The sequence below is a fragment of the Neobacillus sp. GCM10027624 genome (assembly GCF_042675345.1).
GTDB classification, from domain to species: Bacteria; Bacillota; Bacilli; order Bacillales; family Cytobacillaceae; genus Neobacillus; species Neobacillus cucumis_D.
This window is the reverse complement of the sequence record NZ_JBHTHD010000008.1, coordinates 198,346-218,954: the sequence shown is the minus strand read 5'-3', so window position 1 is coordinate 218,954 and position 20,609 is coordinate 198,346. Positions and strand designations below refer to the sequence as shown.

Sequence of the window (20,609 nt, the reverse complement as noted above, 5' to 3'; positions counted from 1 at the left end):
CATTTTGGAAAATATCGAGAATGCAATTTCTTTTAATAAATTAAAGTGGGATACAGATTTTTTTGGTGTAACTAGTGCTAGGGCAATTTTGCATAGGGCTATTTCATTTACCGAATGGAATGAACTAAAAACTAGGTTTAGTGATTTTCAGTTTTTATCTATTGTTAACCAAAATTCGGAGCCTGTTAATGCACAATTGATAGGAAAGGAAACATCAGCATTTTTAGCTGATGTGAACATTCAATTTGTAAAAGAGATAGAAGATATAAATGAAATGCCGAAAAACATCACAGTTCATCAATCTTTAAAGAGAAATAATCAAGTAATCGATTTGACAAATTTTTCGGTATCAAAATTTATCGAGGATGAAGAACTATCTAAACGTGGAGGTAAACAAGTGTATCGGCAATGGGTAATGAATTCATTTGGTAAACCGGATAAATTCTTTGCTTTATCCTTGGATGAAAATGGCGAAATAAATGGTTTTCTTTTGCATTCATATTCAGGTAACACTTGTGTTATAGAGCTTATCGCTGTTTCAACATCAGTAACTAAAAGGGGTGTGGGTTCTAGGCTATTCAAGGCAGTTGAATTTACAGCTCATTTAAAGGGGATCAATGAAATTAAAGTTGGTACACAAATGAGAAACATAGATGCAATAAATTTTTATCATCGGGTTGGTTGTAAACAAACTGAATGCCATCAAGTCTATCACTTGTGGAATAAATAAATTTAATTTTGTGAAATGAGAAGTGGTGATATAGTGAAAAAAATTCTAGTTGTTGCGCAGTTCACACAGTTGCCGGGTGAAAAGGGAAACAATAGAAGTCGATTTAAATTAATATGCGAGATACTATCGAAAGAGGGCTATGAAGTTACAGTTTTAACAAGTAGATTTAGAGAATTAGATAGAACTTTTAGAAGTGATAATGAGCTATTTAACAGTGCCCCATATAAAATAGTTATATTAGATGAAGTTGGATATCAAAAGAATATAAGCTTTAAACGAATTTACAGTATGTGGTCCTTTACTCAGAGTTTAAAGAATTTTTTAAATAATAGTAAGGAAAATTTTGATTTGGTATATGCTTGTGTACCCGGATTAGATAGTGCGCTGGCTGCTGGGAAATATGCTAGCAAAAAAAACATACCTTTTGTTATTGATGTCCAGGATGTATGGCCTGAAGTTATGTATGATTTAGTGCTTGATATTCCAATAGTAAGTAATATACTATTTTCTCCTCTACAATTAATGGCTAATAGGGTTTATGCTCTTGCAGATGGAATTATGGCAGTTTCTAAGACTTATTTAGAGATTGCTAAAAGAAAAAATACTAAGAGTTTGATAAATGACTATGTTTTTATAGGTACAGACTTAGACAAATTTGACAGTGGTATAAATGAGAAAATTGGGCTTATTAATAAACCACCTGGTGAGTTTTGGATTACCTATATTGGTTCTCTAGGGCATAGCTATGACATTAATACTTTTATAACAGGAGCTAAGATTGCAAAGGATAAGGGTATTAATGTTAGACCTATAATATTAGGAAGTGGACCTCTGGAAAGTGAATTTAAAGAATTTGCAAAGAGAAATAATAGTAATGCTTTATTTGCTGGCTGGGTAGACCATGCCACAATGGGGGGATATTTGAAAAAATCTGATGCAGTTATTAATGCGATTAAAAGAAAGGCTCCACAGAGTATAACTAATAAAATCGGTGACTATTTATCTTCTGGTAGGCCGATACTTAATGGGAGCTTAAATAAAGAGTTTTTAGAATTGCTAAATGCCTATAATTTTGGATATAACTATGAACCTGAAGATGCAAAAAGCCTATCTTTAACTATAGAAAAAGTTTATAAGATTAGTGAGCAGGAAAGAAGTTTAATGGGGCGAAACTCAAGAAAACTTGCTGAAGAAAAATTTGATAGAAAAGTTACTTATACAAATATAATTAGAATGATTGAGCAATTAACTAGTAGATAATTGGGATGAAAAAATAAACTTGAATAAGTATAAAGGAATTTTAGCGTATACTTCTTAATTTATTGTATTGGATGGGTAATTATGGAAATGATGTTCTTGGGTGGAGTGTTTTCAAAAGAGATGGAAAAAGAGATATTGGATAATTCAAAGGGGACAGTGCATTATGCCGCGAATAAATTCCAGTGGGCATTAATAGATGGAATAATGAATAATAATGATATTCATTTGGAAGTATTGTCTGCACCCTTTATTGGAACATATCCAAAGGAATACTCTAAATTGTTTTATGGAAACCATAGTGATTTTTATAAGAATGAAATTTTATGTAATTATGTATCATTTTGTAACCTTTGGGGATATAGAAATCTTTCAAGAAAAGATTCACTTAAAAAAGCAATAGAGAATTTTATATTAAAGAAGGATAGTCGAAAGGTAATTTTAGTTTACTCACCACATACTCCGTTTTTACAAGCAGCTGTCTATGCGAAACAAAAAGATCCATCAATACACATTTGTTTAGTGGTGCCAGATTTACCTATATATATGAACTTAAACGAGAAGAAGTCGATTTTGTATAAATTATTTAAAAAAATAGATATAAAAACATTTGAAAGTATACTAGAAAAAGTTGATTCATTTGTATTAATAACTGAATACATGAAGGATATATTGAAAGTTGGTAAAAGGCCCTATGTTGTTGTGGAGGGGGTAGTTGACGATGCTAATAATGAATTAAACAAGAATGTTCAAGATATTAAATCGGAAGAAGAATCAAAAACAATAGTTTATACTGGTACATTAAATAAAAAATTTGGAGTACTAAATTTAGTTCAAGCATTTCATGAAATTGATCATCCTAATCTGTATTTGAAGATTTGCGGAAGAGGAGACGCTAGTGACCTAATTAATGATTATATTAAAAACGATAATCGGATTTGTTACCTTGGACAATTGACAAATGAAGAATCAATAAGATTACAACGAGATGCAACCGTATTAGTGAACCCTAGACCAAACAATGAGGAATTCACCAAATACTCCTTTCCAATAAAAACTATGGAATATCTTTTGTCAGGAAAGCCAGTAATTGCATATAAACTCGATGGAATTCCAAATGAATATGATGATTATATATTTTATATAGAAGAAGATACAATTGAATCATTGAAAAATAAAATTTACGAAGTCATTAACCTTTCATATAAGGAAAGGATTGCAATGGGTGAAAAAGCAAGAAACTTTATTCTAAAAAATAAAAATAGCAGTAAAATCGGGATTGATATTTTCAATATGATAAATAGCAATATGTAATAGAAAGGAAAGGTAACTAAGTGACCCATTTAATATTTTTATTTGCACTATTTTTTACTTTTCCAGATTTAAACAAAAGATACCCTGTCTATATTATTACCTTTTTTTCGCTTTTTCTTTTTTTAGCATTAAGGTATGACTATGGAAATGATTATATGCAATATTACAGTATTCATAATTTATTTGTTAATGGACAATCAGCATGGGGAGAAAATGATATTTTATTTAAATATTTAAATTTGTTAATTCCTAACTTTTATTTGTTTATAGCTATTACTAGCCTTTTTTATATCTTAACTATTTATTTATTAATCAAGAAAAATTTAAGAGTTAAAGACTATTGGCTTTCTGTAATGCTTTTACTAATTAATCCGTATCTTTTTTTAGTCCAATTATCCAGTATAAGACAGACAATCGCAATCTGCTTTTTTGTCATTGCGGTCAATTTTGCAGTAAAACGGAAACTTTTATTGTTTTTATTATTTATTTTAATTGCTGCAGGTTTCCATTCAAGTGCGATAGTATTATTACCTTTATACTTCGTATTAAATGATTCAAAAATTAAAAAGAAGTGGTTTGTATTAATAACGGTCTTAACTGCTATTTTAATCGGAACACCACTATTCGATCTAATTATGACAAGAGTATTGGTATACCTGCCATTGAATTATACTGCATATTTTGAACAAGGACTTACAGGAAGTCTTAGAGCGACTTTAATTTCTAGCGTTTTCTTCTTTATAGTTTTATTTAATATTAACAGGCTAGATGGTAAAGAAATAATATATGGAAAGCTTTCTTTAATCGGTACAATAATATCACTTTTGGCTATTAAACTTTCCATGATTGCACGTTTAGGAATGTATTTTGAAATATTTTTAATCCTAACATTAGTCCAAATATTGCTAAAAATAAAAGTTAAAGCTTATAGACAACTATTATTTATTATTGTTATTATTATATACCTTTTAAGATATGTTTCATTTTTCTTAAACCCTTTATGGGCAGAACACTATGTCATTTATAGAACAATATTGGGCTACTGATTTTATATGCATAATTTAAATAGATTTTTATAATTGAGTTATTTTCATTAACAATTAAAAAAGAAAATTATAAAGTGGGAGTATTTATGAAAAAAATTCTGTTAATACATCACTGGAGTTCAATAGGTGGATCAGGTATTAGCATGTATAACACGTGGGAATCACTAAGAAGCAAATATAATGTGATAGCATATATTCCGGATAGCCCTCCGCATTTACTGGATTTTTTACAATCAAAAGGTTTGAATCCAAAGACCTATTCTTTTATGTGTGGACAAATCCCATATTATAGTGGTGGAAGCAATGTGTTTAAACCTGGTTTTTGGTATCTATTAAAAAATGCAATTTCTCAACTGAGTTATTGGAAAAATATAATATCCGAAGAACAACCAGACTTAATTATCGTGAATTCAAAGGTACTTTGCTGGATGGGGAAGTTATTTAAAAAATATAAAAGTGTTTGTTTCGTAAGAGAAACAATTAAAGGAAATCCTCATAACTTTATTAATAAAATCATGAAAAATATGTTAGAAGACTTTACATTGGTTTCCTTTCTATCAGAATATGACCTTTTACAAACAAGTTTAAATAAGGCAAAATCACTGGTTGCACCAGATTTTTTGTACCCAGAGAACTATGTAGACAAATTGGGGAAAGAATTTGCATGCAAACAAATAAATGTTGAACAAAGTAGTTTTAATGTTGGGTTTGTAGGTGGAATTGACAAATTGAAAGGTATTGATATAGCCATTCAGGCAATGGAATTATTAAAGAATGAAAATATAAATCTACTGGTAGCTGGTAATGATATAGGAGCAATTACTGCGGATAGTGGAAGGAATTTTTTAAAAAAAATAATAAATAGGAAATCAATTAAATTTTCCAATAAAATAAAATTGTATATTAGCCAAAAAGGTATTGAAAGTAAAATTAAGTTTGTTGGAGTTCAAAATGATATTTCAGTATTATATTCAGCATCTGATGTACTAGTTTTTCCGATGAAAAAGCCACATCAAGCAAGACCAGCCTTTGAAATTGGAGTTCAAAAGAAACCTGTAATTATAAGTGATTTCCCTAATATTCGAGAATTTGTACGAGAGGGAGAAAATGGACTGACATTTGAGCCGAACAATCCAGAAGAATTAGCTAAAGCTATTTTAAAACTTAAGAACAATAGACAACTTTCGAAAAAGATGGGAAGTTCAAATTTTGAATATACAATGAAGTATCATACGGAAGAATATGCGATGGGTAGATTGATAGATAAGATTGATGAAATTATATAATTTCTTTAGGAGGATAAAATAATGTTTAAAGACAAAACACTACTTATAACTGGCGGAACGGGTTCATTTGGGAATGCTGTAATGAAACGTTTTTTAGATACAAATGTTAAGGAAATACGAATCTTCTCAAGGGATGAAAAGAAACAAGATGATATGAGGAAGTTATATAAGAATGATAAGCTCAAATTTTATATCGGTGATGTACGAGATCTGGCAAGTGTTAAAAATGCTATGCACGGTGTTGATTATATATTTCATGCTGCTGCACTGAAGCAAGTTCCTTCATGTGAGTTTTTTCCCCTTGAAGCTGTTAAAACTAATATTATTGGAACAGATAATGTTATTACTGGAGCTATAGAAATGGGTATCAAAAAGGTTATTTGCTTATCAACCGATAAAGCCGCATATCCAATTAATGCAATGGGTATCTCTAAAGCTATGATGGAAAAAGTGTTTGTTGCGAAATCAAAAACTGTTGATTCTGATAAGACATTAATTTGTGGAACTCGCTACGGAAATGTTATGGCATCTAGAGGCTCAGTCATTCCTCTATTTGTTGATCAGATTAAGAATGGACAACCTTTAACAGTAACAGATCCAAATATGACAAGATTTTTAATGAGTTTAGAGGAAGCGGTGGAACTGGTTGTTTTTGCATTCGAAAACGCAAAAGCGGGAGATATAATGGTTCAAAAGGCGCCTGCTTCTACAATTGGAGAATTAGCCCAAGCACTAATAGAGATTTTCAATGTCGATAATGAAATAAAAATCATTGGTACTCGGCATGGAGAAAAATTGTACGAAACTTTACTTACTAAAGAAGAACATCTAGTGGCACAAGACTTAGGTGGGTTTTACAGAGTTCCGGCAGATAATAGAGATCTTAACTACGATAAATACTTTGTTGAAGGTAATGAGCAGTTAAAGGAAGTTGAGGATTATAACTCTCATAATACTCAAAGATTAAGGATTGAGGCAATTAAAGATAAACTTCTAAATTTAGACTATATTCAAGAAGAATTGAAGAAATGGAGGGATAAATAGTTGAAAATTCTTGTCCTTGGTTCAACTGGTATGGCAGGTCACTTAATATCAATCTATCTAAAAGAAGTTGGTCATAATGTAACTGCATTTAGTAGAAGACGGTTCGAGTATTGCAATAATATTATTGGGGATATTACTGATTTTACTTATCTTAAGGATGTAATTGCTGAAGGTAGATTCGATGCCATAATTAATGCAATTGGAATACTAAATAGTGATGCAGAGGAGAATAAGCCACTTGCAGTTTTATTAAATAGTTATTTACCACATTATTTAAGTGAGATTACCAAAAATCTAAAAACCAAAGTTATCCACATGAGTACAGATTGTGTTTTTTCTGGTAAAGAAGGTGGATATACCGAAACATCATTTAAAGATGGGGAGACATTCTATGATAGATCTAAAGCACTTGGAGAACTAGAAAATAATAAAGATTTAACATTTAGAAATTCAATAATCGGTCCAGATTTAAATAAAGATGGAATTGGTCTTTTTAATTGGTTCATGAAACAACAAGGACAAATTAATGGATATACCAAAGCCATATGGACAGGTGTAACTACGCTAACATTGGCAAAAGCTATGGATAAGGCATTAGAAGAAAATTTAACAGGGGTATACAACCTTGTAAATAATGAAACTATAAATAAGTTTGAATTACTTAACTTATTTAATAAATACATGAAAGATAACTCCATATCAATAGTGCCAAGTGATTCATTAGTTTTGGATAAATCCCTTATTAATAATAGGACCGATTTAGGATTTAAAGTGCCAAGTTATGAACAAATGATTATAGAAATGAGAGAGTGGATTGAAAAGCACAAAGAGCTTTATCCACATTATTTGGTCAGGGGGGTATAAAGTGAAATTAAAGGTAATGACAATTGTTGGGACACGGCCTGAAATTATTAAACTATCAGAGATTATTAAAAAGTGTGATAAGTACTTTGATCATATATTAGTTCATACAGGTCAAAACTACGATTACACGCTTAATGAGGTATTTTTCGAAGAGTTAGGGTTACGTGCGCCTGATTACTATCTTGGAGTTGTTGGAGAAAACCTTGGGCAAACAATGGGGAATGTTCTTTCGAAATCTTATGACTTAATGGTTGACCAAAAGCCAGATGCTGTCCTAGTTTTGGGAGACACAAACTCTTGCCTTAGTGTAATTTCTGCTAAAAGATTAAAAATCCCAATTTTTCACATGGAAGCTGGTAATAGGTGTTTTGATGAAAACTTACCAGAAGAAATTAATAGAAGAATTGTTGATCATACTAGTGATGTTAATTTATGTTATACAGAGCATGCTAGAGGTTATTTAAATTCGGAAGGAGTACCTAGAGAAAGGACTTATGTCGTAGGTTCTCCTATGGCAGAAGTTTTAAATGTTAATGAAAGTCTAATTAATAATAGTAAAGTCTTAGAAATTCTTGGGCTAAAAAAAGGAAATTATATCTTGTTATCCGCGCATCGTGAAGAGAACATCGATAATAAAGAAAATTTCATGGCGCTTATGAATGCTATTAATAAAATGGCTGAAACATATGACATGCCTGTTATTTATAGTACCCATCCAAGAAGTAAAAAAATTATAGAACAGCGTGACTTTAAATTTCATCAGAATGTAAGAAGCTTGAGCCCATTTGCTTTTTCAGATTATAATAATTTGCAAATGAATGCTTTCTGTGTTGTTTCTGACAGTGGGACAGTTGCAGAAGAAGCATCCTATTTTAAATTCCCTGCCGTGTCAATTAGAACTAGTACCGAACGTCCGGAAGTATTTGATAAAGGCAACATGATAATTGGAAGCATAACAACTGAACAAGTACTACAAGCTGTAGAAATGGCGGTTAATATGAATTCTAATAATGATTTAGGCATTGATGTTCCTTTTTACACAGATCAAAATGTCAGTGTTAAGGTAGTAAAAATTATTCAGAGTTATACCGGAATTGTTAATAAAATGGTTTGGAGAAAGATATAAAATCTTGATGTTATTGGGCTTTAAAACACAATACCTATATACCTAAATATTATTGTACTTAGTAACAAGAGGGTAGGTTTATATGAAAAAAAATTTTTTGTTATCCGTTGTAATCCCAACTAAAAATAGAGAAAAATATGCAAGTGCAACAGTAGAGCAAATTTTAAACTTTAACGATGATCGAATACAAATTGTAATACAAGATAATAGTGATACGCGTGTATTATCTGATTTATTGATTAAATATAAAAATGATATCAGATTAAAATATAACTATACCAAGGGAATAATATCATTTGTTGAAAATTTTAATTTAGCTGTTAATCAAGCTGATGGAGAATATTTGTGCATTATTGGTGATGATGATGGAATAGTCCCCCAAATTATTGAAGCGGTTTTGTGGGCGAAAAATAATAATATTGATGCAATTAAACCAGAATTAAATGCAGTTTATTTTTGGCCAAATTCTGAGGCACTAAGTACAAGAGAAGATGATGGATACCTAAGTATTAATAAAATCACTACCAACGCAAAAATTTGTAATCCTTATTATGAAGTAGAAAAACTGCTAAAACAAGGGGCGCAACATTACTTATCTTTAGACCTTGTAAAATTATATCATGGAATAGTAAGAAGAGATTGTCTTGATGACATAAAAAAAGTTACAGGAAGATACTTTGGAGGATTATCGCCAGATATCTATATGTCAGTTGCCCTCTCGTTAACAGTTAATAAGATGGTAAAAATTGACTTCCCTCTAACTATTTCAGGGATTTGTAATAAAAGTGGTTCTTCAGATTCAGCTACAGGAAGACATACAGGGAGATTAGAAGATGCTCCACATTTTCGTGGTCATTTAAATTATGATTGGTCAGCGCTAGTTCCACAATTCTATAGTGTAGATACCATTTGGGCAGATTCTGCTTTAGCAGCAATTAGAGATTTAAAAAGAAGTGATTTGATTAAAAAATTTAATGTTGAGTTCTTAACAATAAATTGCCTTTTAAAATATCCTCAATTTAAACAGGCAATTATTATGAATTATAAAAACTATTTTCATAAAAACATTTTCTTAGTAACTACTGGAATAGGGGCATTTTTTAAGTATCTATTTAAGGGGTTTTTTAAAAAAATTCTTAGAAAAGTTAGTGGTAAACAAAGTGATTATTATCGGATAAATGGTATCGAGAATATATTAGTAGCTGATGAAACTCTTCAAAGAAGATTTAAAGAAATAGGAATAGATACAAGAACTATGTTAAAGTCCTTAAATAATGCTTTTGGAAAAGTCGAAAATTAATAAAATAGCCAAAACAATGCAATGATTGGAGAAGGAAAGTGAAGAAATCGATAAGAAATTTTTTTTCTAGTGAAAAAGATAAAGTTGTTATTAAAAATATATTGGCTGCCTTTTCTATTAAGGGAGGCAGTTTAATAATTTCTCTCCTTACCATGCCGGCTTTTATGAGGTATTTTAATAACCAAGAAATACTAGGAGTATGGTTTACAATCTTTTCGGTTTTAACATGGGTTCTTACTTTTGATTTTGGAATTGGTAATGGACTAAGAAACAAGTTAGTTGGAGCGATAGTTCGAAATGATAAGTCTGAAATAAGGCAGTATATATCTTCAGCTTATTTTGTTATCGGTGCAATAACCGTTTTAGCTCTTGTCCTAAGTTTTGTTCTTTTTCAATACATTCAATGGAATTCAGTTTTCAATATATCTAAGACCCTAGTATCTCCAAATACAATGAATTTTGTTGTAACGTGTGTATTTATTACAATTATGTTGCAATTCTTTCTACGTCTTGTCTCTTTTATACTATATGCCTTACAGAAGTCAGCGATAAATAATTTTTTGTCTCTAATAACTAGTACGTCTCAATTAATATATATATTATTTGCTCCTTCATTTGATGTAGAGACAAACTTAAAAATGTTATCAACAGTATATTTATTTTGCGTAAATTTACCCTTAATAATTGCAACAATTTATATTTTTAGGAAAGAGTTAAAAGGATGTTCTCCGAGTATAAAAAATCTTAATAAGAAATCAGCAACAGAGATAATAGGGTTAGGGGGGGTCTTTTTTTGGAACCAAATCATGTATACTGCTATTACTCAGACGAATTTAATATTAATAACAAAATTTATTGGACCAGGGAATGTTGTAGAATATCAAATTTATTTTACCTTATTTACCCTTTCAGGTACTTTATTCAACCTGGCCCTAACTCCTATGTGGTCTGCGATAACAAAAGCTTTTGAGGAAAAGGACGGAAAGTGGATTAATAAGTATTTTGGATTCTTTAATGGCTTAATAGTAGTTGTAATTATTGTGCATTTTCTTTTTATACCCTTTATGCAAGTTTGTGTAAATTTATGGTTGGGACAAAAAAGTATTGATATAAATTATATCAGTGCAATAGTTTTTGCGATATTTGGAAGCACTTTTGTACTTCAAAATGTTTTATCTACATTTGCTTGCGGATTAGGCAAAATGAAATTACAAGCATATTTTTACACTATTGGATTTATAATCAAATTCATCTTTATATATTTTGTGAGCCATATATATCCTCATTGGACTATTATTGTTTTGGCTGATATTATCATACTATTTCCATATTGCATAGTTGAATTGTTTTCATTAAAGAAGCAGTTTTCAGAGTTGACAAAGAAATGTGAAGAAAGTTTAAAGGTTAAGGCTGTTTGAGGCCATAGTCAAAGGAATTTGATTTTTCAGGTAAGTACTTAAATAAAAATTTGCTTCTATTGGATGTAATGCTTTCATCATTTTTGATATTAACTAGTGCTTTAAAAGCATACTATGAAAGCAGTAAACAAATCATAAATATTTGGAAGGGCGCAAGAATATTGTGAAAAGTATATTTAAAAAATTATGGGTTTATACACAAAAAAGAGAACATTTAAGAAAGATTGCTTCTATACTTTTCAATAAAATAGGCGGAAATAAAAAAAGTATTAAAGGTATAGGAAATAAAATTAATTATGAAGAAGCATTTTTAAAAGGATGTTCAATTATCGTTAAGGGTAATAATAATTTGATAAATATAAAAAAGGGAGCTGTTTTAATAAATACAAATATATTAATAGTCGGAGATAATCATTTAATTGAGATAGGCGAAAATTGCATTATTAAAAAAAGTGGGTTTTGCTTTGAAGATAGTGGATGCAAAATCATTATTGGTAAAAACACAACAGCTGAAGGTATACAAGTTGCAGCGCTAGAATTAAACACTTCAATAAATATTGGTGAAGATTGTATGTTCTCTGCTGGAATAAGTATAAGAAATAGTGATTCTCACACTATAATTGATAAAATGACAAATAAGCGTATAAATTATGCAAAAAATATTGTAATAGATAATCATACATGGGTGGGGGAAGATGTAAGGATCTTAAAAGGTGCAGAAATAGGAAGCAATTGTATAATAGGGGTGGGGGCTATTGTTACTAATAAAATACCAAGTAATTGTGTTGCAGCAGGAGTACCCGCAAAAGTTGTAAAAGAGAATGTATCCTGGTTAAGACAACGTATCTATTCTGAATAACACCTGAATTTAAGTTTATGTGGCATCGATTGACTCAAGTGGAAAATAATTTGGTTGTGATGCCCGCTGCGATGGTCATTGCCCACACATCATAGTTTGGTGAAGATTAGTAAGTTTTTTAAATGAGGGAATATGGCACGGTGGGCCACGTATCTATGACTTCCGCCATACTAATAAAGCTTATTGTCTAAAAAGGTGGGATGAACTGGAAAGGGGGTTAAGGGTATACCTTCCAGTACATAAAACGTTTTTAGTCCATAATTCTCTTTGAAGAAATTGCTTATTATTTGCGCCTTACTGCTGATGTGTTTATTTAACATAAGAAACCGTTAGTGAGATAATACTGGCGCAATTTTTTAAAGTGGTTAGCATCTTCCGCCCATTACTCTATTAGGCAGGACTCTAGTCATTACGTAATGCACTCTATTTTCTAAGTGTACAATACAATAAAACGTCCCTAATTCTATTTTGGTATTTATGATTCATTTTATATATTAAAACCGAACGGCGTTCTATCCAAAGCTTTATGTTTAATAATTACTTGGGCACATTTTGTAAGTCTTCGCAATATCTTTTGATGTGTGTTGAGTTTAAAATAACATAACTCATAAAAGGAGAATCAACAACACACGGGATATATGGTGAAAAAACATAAAGAAAATGAGTCATATAAGTGGAATTTTAGTTGGAAAAGTGGAAAAGGTGATTCCAATTTATTTGGTTAATATACGTAAATACATATACCTATATGGTATGTATGCAAAAATCAGTAAATTGTTAACCACGTAATTTTCTACGAAATAAAACAGCTTCATAATCTTTCTGTCTATTCACATCATTTATTATGTTATTGAAATTGTTATTTGATCGTCACTACAAAAATCAATATATTCATAATTAAATTGTCGTCCAAATATAAACTTGATTTGGTTGCTAATTCGGCTACTTTACGACCATTTTCAATAAAGCCTGCATATACTACATGCATATTACCATCATTAATCCTAACTTTAGGTCGTATAGATAACTCGTAATTACCATAAGAAATTAAGTAAGGTTGGTATTATTGAATTTTCCCTCGCTATGTTGTTGATAAAAAGATAGGCATCCGCATTGGATAAAAGCTAATTCCTCACTTTTTTTATTTTCATGAGTTTTTGAGACTAAATGATAAAGATTGTTAAATTCAAGGAAGAGATTAATTTTTGAACTTCAAAAGAAATTAAACGGAATTATATACAGTAATGAATGATAAATCAACACTTGATCATTCTTTTTTACATTAAAAAGGACATAGAATATGTTTTGTAAAACTCATAAATGAATGAATTTCATAATTATGAGCCCTACGGGCTCAGGGCTTATAAAGACTAAAAAAAGGAGTACCTCCCCAAAATGTCGAATTTAGTAAGCGACCAAACCAACTAAACGACTGGAGGAAGACTCCCTATGCCTATTATAAGACAAGGAAGCCTTTTTGGCATCCAAGATTTTATGATTTAGCACCTACCCAACGTTTTGAAGCCATTTTTTCTTCTATTGATATGGATACAACCATTTAAGCAGTGTCCAAAAAATCTTGGCGTGGTGCACCAACCGAGTTGAATTACGCTGTAATGATCTATTCTTTGGCCGCTTGAATCGTTGAGCGTATTCCTACAATAAAGGATCTTGTAAAGCGATTAGAAAATGATATCATTTTCCGTCTTGAATGTGGATTTTTGGTTTCAGAGGATGTCCCATCTGAAGCTTCTTTTCCCGATTGATTTTGAAATTATCGGACACAAGTGTCATTGAAAACATTAAAAATTGCACTCTTCTTCAAGCCATTGAAGAAGGTTTTGTTCAGGATGAGAATGTAGATATAGATGCCTCCCATTTTGAAGCGAGAGATCAAGTTCCTGCTCAAGAAAAGAAGGATAAACCTGAACCGAAAAAACGTGGTCGCAAAAAGAAAGAAGAAAAAGAACGATATGACCAACAAAAGCTAGAAGAAGATCAGAATAAAACTCTTTACGAAAAAAACATTGCCGAACAACTTGATGTTTCCTTAGAAGAACTTCGTTCTGAAATCCTATTGAGCCAGCTGAGGGTAATAAGAAAAATAGTGAAGGAAAAAATGTTTTCTGGTATGGGTACAAAGCTCATCTAGCAATTGGCACGAAAAGTCAATATATTCTTCAATCTATTCTGAGTTCCGGCAATCTAAATGACGGTAAAGCTGCCATTCCATTATTAAAAGGAATTGAAAAATTCCCTCTATGCATTAAGTATGGAACGATGGATGCTGGTTATGATTACACCCCCATTTATCAGCAGCTTTTTCGTATGGATATTCATTCAATCATTGCTTATAACAAATGCAGGGAAGGTGAAATGGAAGGATTTGATAAACATTTCGCGCCAACGTGCGTTAGAGAGCATTCATATCGCTACGATAGCTATGATAAGAAATATAAAACGATAAAATTTTGCCGGCCTAAAGAGTGTAAAGATTGTCCTTTAGCGCAGGATTCACTCTGCCAAAAAATTTACAATGTAAAAATTGAGACAGATTTGAGAAAGTATGCAGCACCAGCCCGTAGCTCAGAGAAATGGAAAGGTCTATTCTCTGAAAGAACAGCAGTTGAGCGTGTGAATGCATATTTAAAAGAATTTTTTCAATTAAACAATGTTCGTCATAGAAAAGGGAGAAAAGCCAAGTTGCATTTTGATTTGGTCACACTTGTCTATAACGCATCGAAATTAGCAGTAGATCGCTAAGAAAAATATTAGAAAATCAGCAAAAACAAGTAGCATAATTTTTAAAATTGAATAAGTCCCGCTAGTGACAGTCTAATTTCTTTTAAAAGAAGCAATTATGAAATTGATTCAAATAGATCCTTATTTATAGAAATCTTATTGTTGGTAAATAAATATTTTGTTCTATCAGATATTTTAATGGTTTTCCTTTTTAAAAATCCTATTTTGCAATTGCTGTTGAAATGAAATTTAACTTAATCCTCCTAGTTTACCACTGACTTTTTACGTATTCCACTTTAGGAGGTGCTACAGGATTTGACTTCCTTTTGTTTCTCCATATCCTCACTTAAATAAAAAGAAAAATAATGCCCCTATTGCCCACGTTTCTTTTCCGCTTTTCGTTACTTCTAATTAAAATACACCATAAAGTCCTATATTATATCAACAATGGGAAAAACTATTAATAAAGTGCATATTTTATCCTATTCTACATACGTTATAATTGGGTTTTGCACTTGAAAATTAGTTCCTCCTCCACTATTCACAAATTGTAATTGTAGGTAGTATTCTTCATTCGCCATTATTCTACCATTATTAGGTGAATCCAAAGTCTGAATATCAGGGGTCTCAATATACCTAGTTCCACTTTTATTCAATATGGTTGAACTGACAACGTTTGAAAAGGATACCCCTGTACATGCATTTCTTTTTAAAATGGTAAAGGTCACATTGTAATTAGTTGAATCGCTAATGATAACAACCCCTGCTTTTATAAACTGTTTACCACTCGGTAATTGAATCGGATAGCAAGCTTTGATTGTTTCCAACGTGGATATGATGTTATTACTCATAGCAGGATCTTTATAAGTAATCCCTTTACAAAAGAAATATCCATTAATAACAAAGGTTTTTTGATTATTATTTACGCCGCAAGTTCCTAGATTTTTATAGGATAACGAAAAGTCAGATGTAGGTAAATTTGATTCAATTTTAGACTGTCCATCTTGGTAGATGGAATTTCCTAAGTCGACATGAGCTAAAGTATCGGTAAAAACGGTATTACCTTTTTCAAAAATAAAACTGACCACTCCATCATAGATTGTATCTGTTGTGGCATTTATGATAGAATTAATATTCGCATTAACTTGATTTGCATTTAGATATAGATAGTTGCCATTTACTCGGCATGAATAAACTCGATAACCCAATGATGGGTACAAATCAAAGGAAATGTGACCGTTTTTATTACCTTCAAAATAATTATCTTCAATATTTAGGTTGGTAATATTAAATTTTTTAGTTGAAACAAAAATACCTGATTTACTATTATTTTCAATGACGTTATCCTTTATATTTACAACGGTAGTTCCTCCAAGATAAATACCATGCTCTCCATTTAACCAAGTATGAGAGTTTTTTATATTAATCGCATTGATTTGACCGTTTCCGCCACCCGAAACTGCATAGATACCACTTTGGGTATTGTTGAACAAATAACAACGTTCAATATTGACAATCCAAACGTTAGGTAAAATCTTGATACCATGTTTTCCATTTGCACTTAGGAAAACATCAATCAAGTTACAAGATTCATGTCCAACGACTACCCCTGATTTAGAGGAGGAAGTTCCTTGGATCATAATGTTTTTAATATTAGCTCTTTCATAGTTAAGAAGAATGCCATCGTCTGAACCATTGTTTTGAATTATTGTACTGTAATAATTTTCCCCGACAATTTCTATTCGTTTACTTATCGTAATTTTTGAGGAAATTTTATAGGTACCTTTTGGAAAATATAAGATTTGCCCATCTACCATAGACGACAAAGCACGATTGATTCTACCTGTATCATCTGATTCTGGAACTTTAATAGGGAAATTTCTTATATTTGTCGCTATATCTGCAAAGAGTGTCGAAATGTTATTCTCATCTTTATCTAGACCCTTCCTCACATTTGTATTAATAAAATCCATGCCCTCACCTTCCTTTTTGATCATGTATCCAAAAAAGAAAGCTAGAATCCAAAGTGTAAAGTCTAATATGAAATTCCTTCGTTTCAAAATAATCACCTCATATTGGGAACATGGGGAGGGTTCTTCTGGCATATCTCCTAGTATTAGAACCGCTGGGAGGTCCTGCCGGAATTTTTGGTACAAAAAATAAAGAAAATAGATCAAGAGAACCGTCCCTGTGAACCCATTAAACTAGAATTTGAGAATTTATATATTATTATAATAAACGGATTTAGGCAAAATTAAAAGGCATGAGTCCGGTTATTTACCGAACTCATGCCCAAGTAGTTGCTTAAATTTCTCTGTCTAACTTTTTTGGTTCTGGTCATTTTGAAAGGTGGGAATTATTTTTTAATTTTCTTTTCTCGTTTTAAACCGATAGTGTCCTTGAAGCCCTATAAATGTTTTCTGTTCCAAACAATCTCTCATTTGGAGTATCTTTATCACAGCGCCGAAGAATTCAAATCCTACTTTTACAGACAAAGAGTTTCTAGTTCGCATCTGTTCACCAATATCAATTAAATGCCAATTTGAATTTGATAAATTTTTGGACTCATTTAAATTGCAAGAGTTGAATTTTCTTAACCAATACTTGAATTGATGAATATTTAAATCGTGAGTAGCGCACCATTTTGATTGTGTTTGGCCACTAGCTTTAATTCAGTAATTCGCTGTTCCCATTCATTACGCTATTAGAATTTATTCTATAAAAAACCCCAAAAAAATTTTTATTTGAGGAGATTATTTCATGTTGGATATCTTTTAATAGGTGGAAGTATTTGACGCTTACCCTTAAAGAACCGTCCCTGTGGAATTCACCCCCTCATAAAACACCCCGCAATAGCCGGAAAACTCTTGAATTCCTTCTTCATCTCCCGAAACGAAATGACACCCTTTCCTCTAGCAAGCTCCAAATCTAGCGGATATTCGTGACAGTTCAAAGGGGTTTTATGAAAGGATTGGACATAGAATTGAATGGCCTCATCCTGGCTGCCCGCATAGATAAAGGCAAAGGCCTTCTGGTTCATCTTTAAGGAGTAGATGCCCACCTTATGAAAACCTAATACATTGTTTTCAATCATTTCCGCTACCTTCTGATGATCTGCTTGGCTTAAGTCTATTTTGGAAGAGTCGCACTCTAATGAAATTTTCTTCTCTGCTAGTAAATGGTAGAGGTAATAGGCTAATGGGGTTTCTTCATAAAGTAAACAATCCTGGTATAGATCCTTCACAAGCATGTGACAACACCCCGTTATTCGATTCCTTTTTCAGTTATGGGCTTACGTTTAGCAGGGTCCAAGATATATTCAAGGGTAGGTTTCTTATCCTTTTCATTCTCAATCCTTCCCGTATGCTCGTTATAATTCACCCTGATGGTACCAACCGGACCATTTCGGTTTTTGGAGACAATGATTTCAAGGGAATGGTCCGTGGATTCCTTGTCATAATACACTTCACGGTACAAGAACAAAATGAGATCGGCAACCTGTTCCACACTGCCTGATTCCCGAATATCCGACATCATCGGCCGTTTGTCGGCTCTTGATTCCACCGATCGATTGAGCTGCGCCAAACAAATGACGGGGCAATCAAAATCCTTCGCCATCGTTTTCAGGGATTTGGATATTTCTGTTACCTGTAAATGAGCATTCCCGCCATAAAATTGACTTGAATGAATCAGGGTTAAGTAATCAATAAAAAGGATTGGTTTCTTGTAGGGAAATTGATGCATCATCTTCCTCGTTTTCGCCCTCATTTCGGCAATCGTCTGTCCTGCTCCATCAAAAATTTGCATATGGGTTTCCGTGAGATCCCCAATCACATCCGACCACTTATTCTTTTGATTTGGCGTAAGCATTCTTTTCGGATCCCGCATTTTTGCCCGGTTAAAGCCCCCGGTTGAAGCAATTAATCGGGACGTTATTTGCTTTTCAGGCATTTCTAAGGAAAATACGAGGGGCAGAAACCCTGCCCAACCCGTCATTTTTGCAAAGTGAAGCATCACATCGGTTTTTCCCATTGATGGTCTTGCCGCTACAATCGTTACTTCCCCGTTCTGAAAGCCTCCCGTTATCTCGTCGAGCTTTTTGATCCCTGTGGTGGCAGTTTTCAAGGCAGCCTGATCCTCCCAGGGGGCCTCATAGACATTGGCCAGCGCTTGTTGTAAGGACGTGTGATCCTCCGTCTTTAATTGATTAATTTTATCCAATTCGGCAATGACTTTCGCAATTTCCCAATCATTTATTGCAGCAATGCTCAAGATGTTTCGCTTTTCCCGTTCCTTCCACAGTCCAAGAATAAGCTTCTCCGTTCCGTCAAATTTCTCCACATCTGCAAACGATAACAACTCCGAGAGGTAAGACATTCCACCGAATGATTCGAGGTCGGGGAGGGTAGTAAAGGTAATCAAATCAATATTCTTACCAGATCGTTTCAACTCCACCATTTTTCGCATCAATTCTTGATGCCGTTTACTTTCAAGCTGTTCCGATTGAATCACCGTATCCTTGAGTAAATACTCTGCCTTCATCAAGCTTCCTAAGAACGTCTTTTCAGCTATGCTCATTACACTTCACCTGCTGTTAGATCAAGTGTAAATTCACTTGGAATGGCTCTTCCGACAGAAGGGGATACGGTGAATGTCTTAGACTTAAGTACAGGCTTTTGGTTCTCATAATAAGAGTCAATTTCTTCTATGGTCCGTAAAGATTCATTTTCCCAGTTTTTAAGAATCCCCACAATATAGTTCAGCCTTCGTTTGTTATTGGCACAGGCAATATTCATGGCCTTTAAAATCAGCTCTTTTGGCTGTAAAAAGCTAGACTCGTCTAGCCAAGATAATAGCTGTTCTTTTGCATTCACGTTCGTAAGCCCAAATCCATTCATGTCCCAAAACTCAATAATTTCTTTCACATCTTCTGTTGTTTGGGGATTTTCTATGTCTAGGTAAAAGGCTTTTTGTTGTTTTTCATTTTCATTTTCTTTTTGTTTTTCTTTTTGTCCACGTATCGTATGACGACACGGGTACGAATCGTCCATTTCTATATATTCCGTCTTATATGTATCATTTTTATCCTGTTCTCTTTCTTCGTTACCGAAAAACCTCTCATCTTGTTTATAAAAAGATTCATAGAGGCTGCGAAAGTACTGTTTAGGAATGGGTTCCGAAACATAACGGATGAGCGAATGATCCTCAACCCTTTTTAATTCGGAAAGAATACAATCCACGACTGGTTTCCCGCCTTTATCCAGGTTATCCTTCCCCCAGTTTTTAATCGCAAGTTCTCTTGTTTCAGAATTGTAACGAATCAACTTGTAATGTAGGATGAAGCGCTCTAATAACAAATGGACACTCTCAATCGAATAGCCCATATCAAAAGCCATTTGTTTTTCTGTAATTTTATAGATTCCAATTTGAGTCGTATGCGGATTCGTAAGAAGATATAGGTAAAAATATTTCTCCTCCGGGGTCATCTCTTCTGAAACGATGGGAATCTTCCAAAATTCAGTTTGTACCATTCTATATTTTGCCATTATCCATCACTGTCCCTTCTTATGACCAAGGGGACGGTTCTCGTGGTTTTTTCGGACCAAGGAAACCGTCCTTGTGG

16 protein-coding genes and 1 pseudogene are annotated in these 20,609 nt (G+C 32.6%); 12 read left to right on the top strand and 5 right to left on the bottom strand.

Annotated elements, in window-relative coordinates; genetic code table 11:
- Positions 1 to 4: 4 nt before the first annotated feature.
- The 12 genes and pseudogenes from ACFQZ9_RS12275 (at position 5) to ACFQZ9_RS12220 (ending at position 15,007) form a co-directional block, all read left to right on the top strand.
- Positions 5 to 730 carry a GNAT family N-acetyltransferase gene (locus ACFQZ9_RS12275; protein ID WP_498944006.1) on the top strand — a complete coding sequence of 242 codons (726 nt, stop codon included), beginning with the start codon at positions 5 to 7 and terminating at the stop codon, positions 728 to 730.
- Between the two features lie 33 nt (positions 731 to 763).
- Entirely contained in the window at positions 764 to 1,990 is a 1,227-nt protein-coding gene (locus ACFQZ9_RS12270; RefSeq protein ID WP_498944005.1) for a glycosyltransferase family 4 protein, read from the top strand.
- A gap of 81 nt (positions 1,991 to 2,071) precedes the next feature.
- On the top strand, positions 2,072 to 3,301 hold the full coding sequence (locus tag ACFQZ9_RS12265) for a glycosyltransferase (protein ID WP_498944004.1): 1,230 nt from the start codon (positions 2,072 to 2,074) through the stop codon (positions 3,299 to 3,301).
- Between the two features lie 20 nt (positions 3,302 to 3,321).
- Positions 3,322 to 4,347, top strand: a complete 1,026-nt coding sequence (locus ACFQZ9_RS12260) for an EpsG family protein (RefSeq protein ID WP_498944003.1) — start codon at positions 3,322 to 3,324, stop codon at positions 4,345 to 4,347.
- A gap of 86 nt (positions 4,348 to 4,433) precedes the next feature.
- A complete protein-coding gene (locus ACFQZ9_RS12255) occupies positions 4,434 to 5,633 on the top strand; it encodes a glycosyltransferase family 4 protein (RefSeq protein WP_498944002.1) in 1,200 nt (399 codons plus the stop codon).
- Between the two features lie 21 nt (positions 5,634 to 5,654).
- The gene (locus ACFQZ9_RS12250) at positions 5,655 to 6,677 is read left to right on the top strand and encodes a polysaccharide biosynthesis protein (RefSeq protein ID WP_498944001.1); all 1,023 of its coding nucleotides are present in this window, start codon (positions 5,655 to 5,657) and stop codon (positions 6,675 to 6,677) included.
- On the top strand, positions 6,678 to 7,541 hold the full coding sequence (locus ACFQZ9_RS12245) for an SDR family oxidoreductase (protein WP_498944000.1): 864 nt from the start codon (positions 6,678 to 6,680) through the stop codon (positions 7,539 to 7,541).
- Positions 7,542 to 7,557: 16 nt separating this feature from the next.
- Positions 7,558 to 8,667, top strand: a complete 1,110-nt coding sequence (wecB, locus tag ACFQZ9_RS12240) for a non-hydrolyzing UDP-N-acetylglucosamine 2-epimerase (RefSeq protein ID WP_498944269.1) — start codon at positions 7,558 to 7,560, stop codon at positions 8,665 to 8,667.
- An 82-nt stretch (positions 8,668 to 8,749) separates the two neighbouring features.
- Positions 8,750 to 9,967, top strand: a complete 1,218-nt coding sequence (locus ACFQZ9_RS12235; RefSeq protein WP_498943999.1) for a glycosyltransferase family 2 protein — start codon at positions 8,750 to 8,752, stop codon at positions 9,965 to 9,967.
- 38 nt (positions 9,968 to 10,005) lie between these two features.
- Entirely contained in the window at positions 10,006 to 11,385 is a 1,380-nt protein-coding gene (locus ACFQZ9_RS12230; RefSeq protein ID WP_498943998.1) for a lipopolysaccharide biosynthesis protein, read from the top strand.
- A 163-nt stretch (positions 11,386 to 11,548) separates the two neighbouring features.
- Entirely contained in the window at positions 11,549 to 12,244 is a 696-nt protein-coding gene (locus ACFQZ9_RS12225; RefSeq protein ID WP_498943997.1) for an acyltransferase, read from the top strand.
- Positions 12,245 to 13,693: 1,449 nt separating this feature from the next.
- Positions 13,694 to 15,007: pseudogene (locus ACFQZ9_RS12220) on the top strand (transposase).
- A 461-nt stretch (positions 15,008 to 15,468) separates the two neighbouring features.
- Here the strand turns inward: ACFQZ9_RS12220 and ACFQZ9_RS12215 are convergent.
- The 5 genes from ACFQZ9_RS12215 to ACFQZ9_RS12195 all read right to left on the bottom strand — a co-directional run bounded on the left by ACFQZ9_RS12215 (position 15,469) and on the right by ACFQZ9_RS12195 (position 20,532).
- Positions 15,469 to 16,959, bottom strand: coding sequence for a right-handed parallel beta-helix repeat-containing protein (locus tag ACFQZ9_RS12215; protein ID WP_498943996.1), 1,491 nt, complete (start codon positions 16,957 to 16,959; stop codon positions 15,469 to 15,471).
- A 390-nt stretch (positions 16,960 to 17,349) separates the two neighbouring features.
- Positions 17,350 to 17,658, bottom strand: coding sequence for an IS66 family insertion sequence element accessory protein TnpA (gene tnpA / locus ACFQZ9_RS12210; protein ID WP_498944268.1), 309 nt, complete (start codon positions 17,656 to 17,658; stop codon positions 17,350 to 17,352).
- Between the two features lie 155 nt (positions 17,659 to 17,813).
- Entirely contained in the window at positions 17,814 to 18,236 is a 423-nt protein-coding gene (locus tag ACFQZ9_RS12205) for a hypothetical protein (protein ID WP_498943995.1), read from the bottom strand.
- Between the two features lie 14 nt (positions 18,237 to 18,250).
- A complete protein-coding gene (locus tag ACFQZ9_RS12200; protein WP_498943994.1) occupies positions 18,251 to 19,564 on the bottom strand; it encodes a replicative DNA helicase in 1,314 nt (437 codons plus the stop codon).
- Entirely contained in the window at positions 19,564 to 20,532 is a 969-nt protein-coding gene (locus tag ACFQZ9_RS12195) for a DnaD domain-containing protein (protein ID WP_498943993.1), read from the bottom strand. The genes ACFQZ9_RS12200 and ACFQZ9_RS12195 overlap by 1 nt, the downstream gene beginning before the upstream one ends.
- Positions 20,533 to 20,609 lie beyond the last annotated feature (77 nt).

Coding starts and splice junctions, on each gene's coding strand:
- ACFQZ9_RS12265 (WP_498944004.1), top strand. CDS start 2,072: ATGGAAATGATGTTCTTGGGTGGAGTGTTTTCAAAAGAGATGGAAAAA.
- ACFQZ9_RS12255 (WP_498944002.1), top strand. CDS start 4,434: ATGAAAAAAATTCTGTTAATACATCACTGGAGTTCAATAGGTGGATCA.
- ACFQZ9_RS12250 (WP_498944001.1), top strand. CDS start 5,655: ATGTTTAAAGACAAAACACTACTTATAACTGGCGGAACGGGTTCATTT.
- wecB (WP_498944269.1), top strand. CDS start 7,558: ATGACAATTGTTGGGACACGGCCTGAAATTATTAAACTATCAGAGATT.
- ACFQZ9_RS12235 (WP_498943999.1), top strand. CDS start 8,750: ATGAAAAAAAATTTTTTGTTATCCGTTGTAATCCCAACTAAAAATAGA.
- ACFQZ9_RS12215 (WP_498943996.1), bottom strand. CDS start 16,959: ATGGATTTTATTAATACAAATGTGAGGAAGGGTCTAGATAAAGATGAG.
- ACFQZ9_RS12205 (WP_498943995.1), bottom strand. CDS start 18,236: ATGCTTGTGAAGGATCTATACCAGGATTGTTTACTTTATGAAGAAACC.
- ACFQZ9_RS12200 (WP_498943994.1), bottom strand. CDS start 19,564: ATGAGCATAGCTGAAAAGACGTTCTTAGGAAGCTTGATGAAGGCAGAG.
- ACFQZ9_RS12195 (WP_498943993.1), bottom strand. CDS start 20,532: ATGGCAAAATATAGAATGGTACAAACTGAATTTTGGAAGATTCCCATC.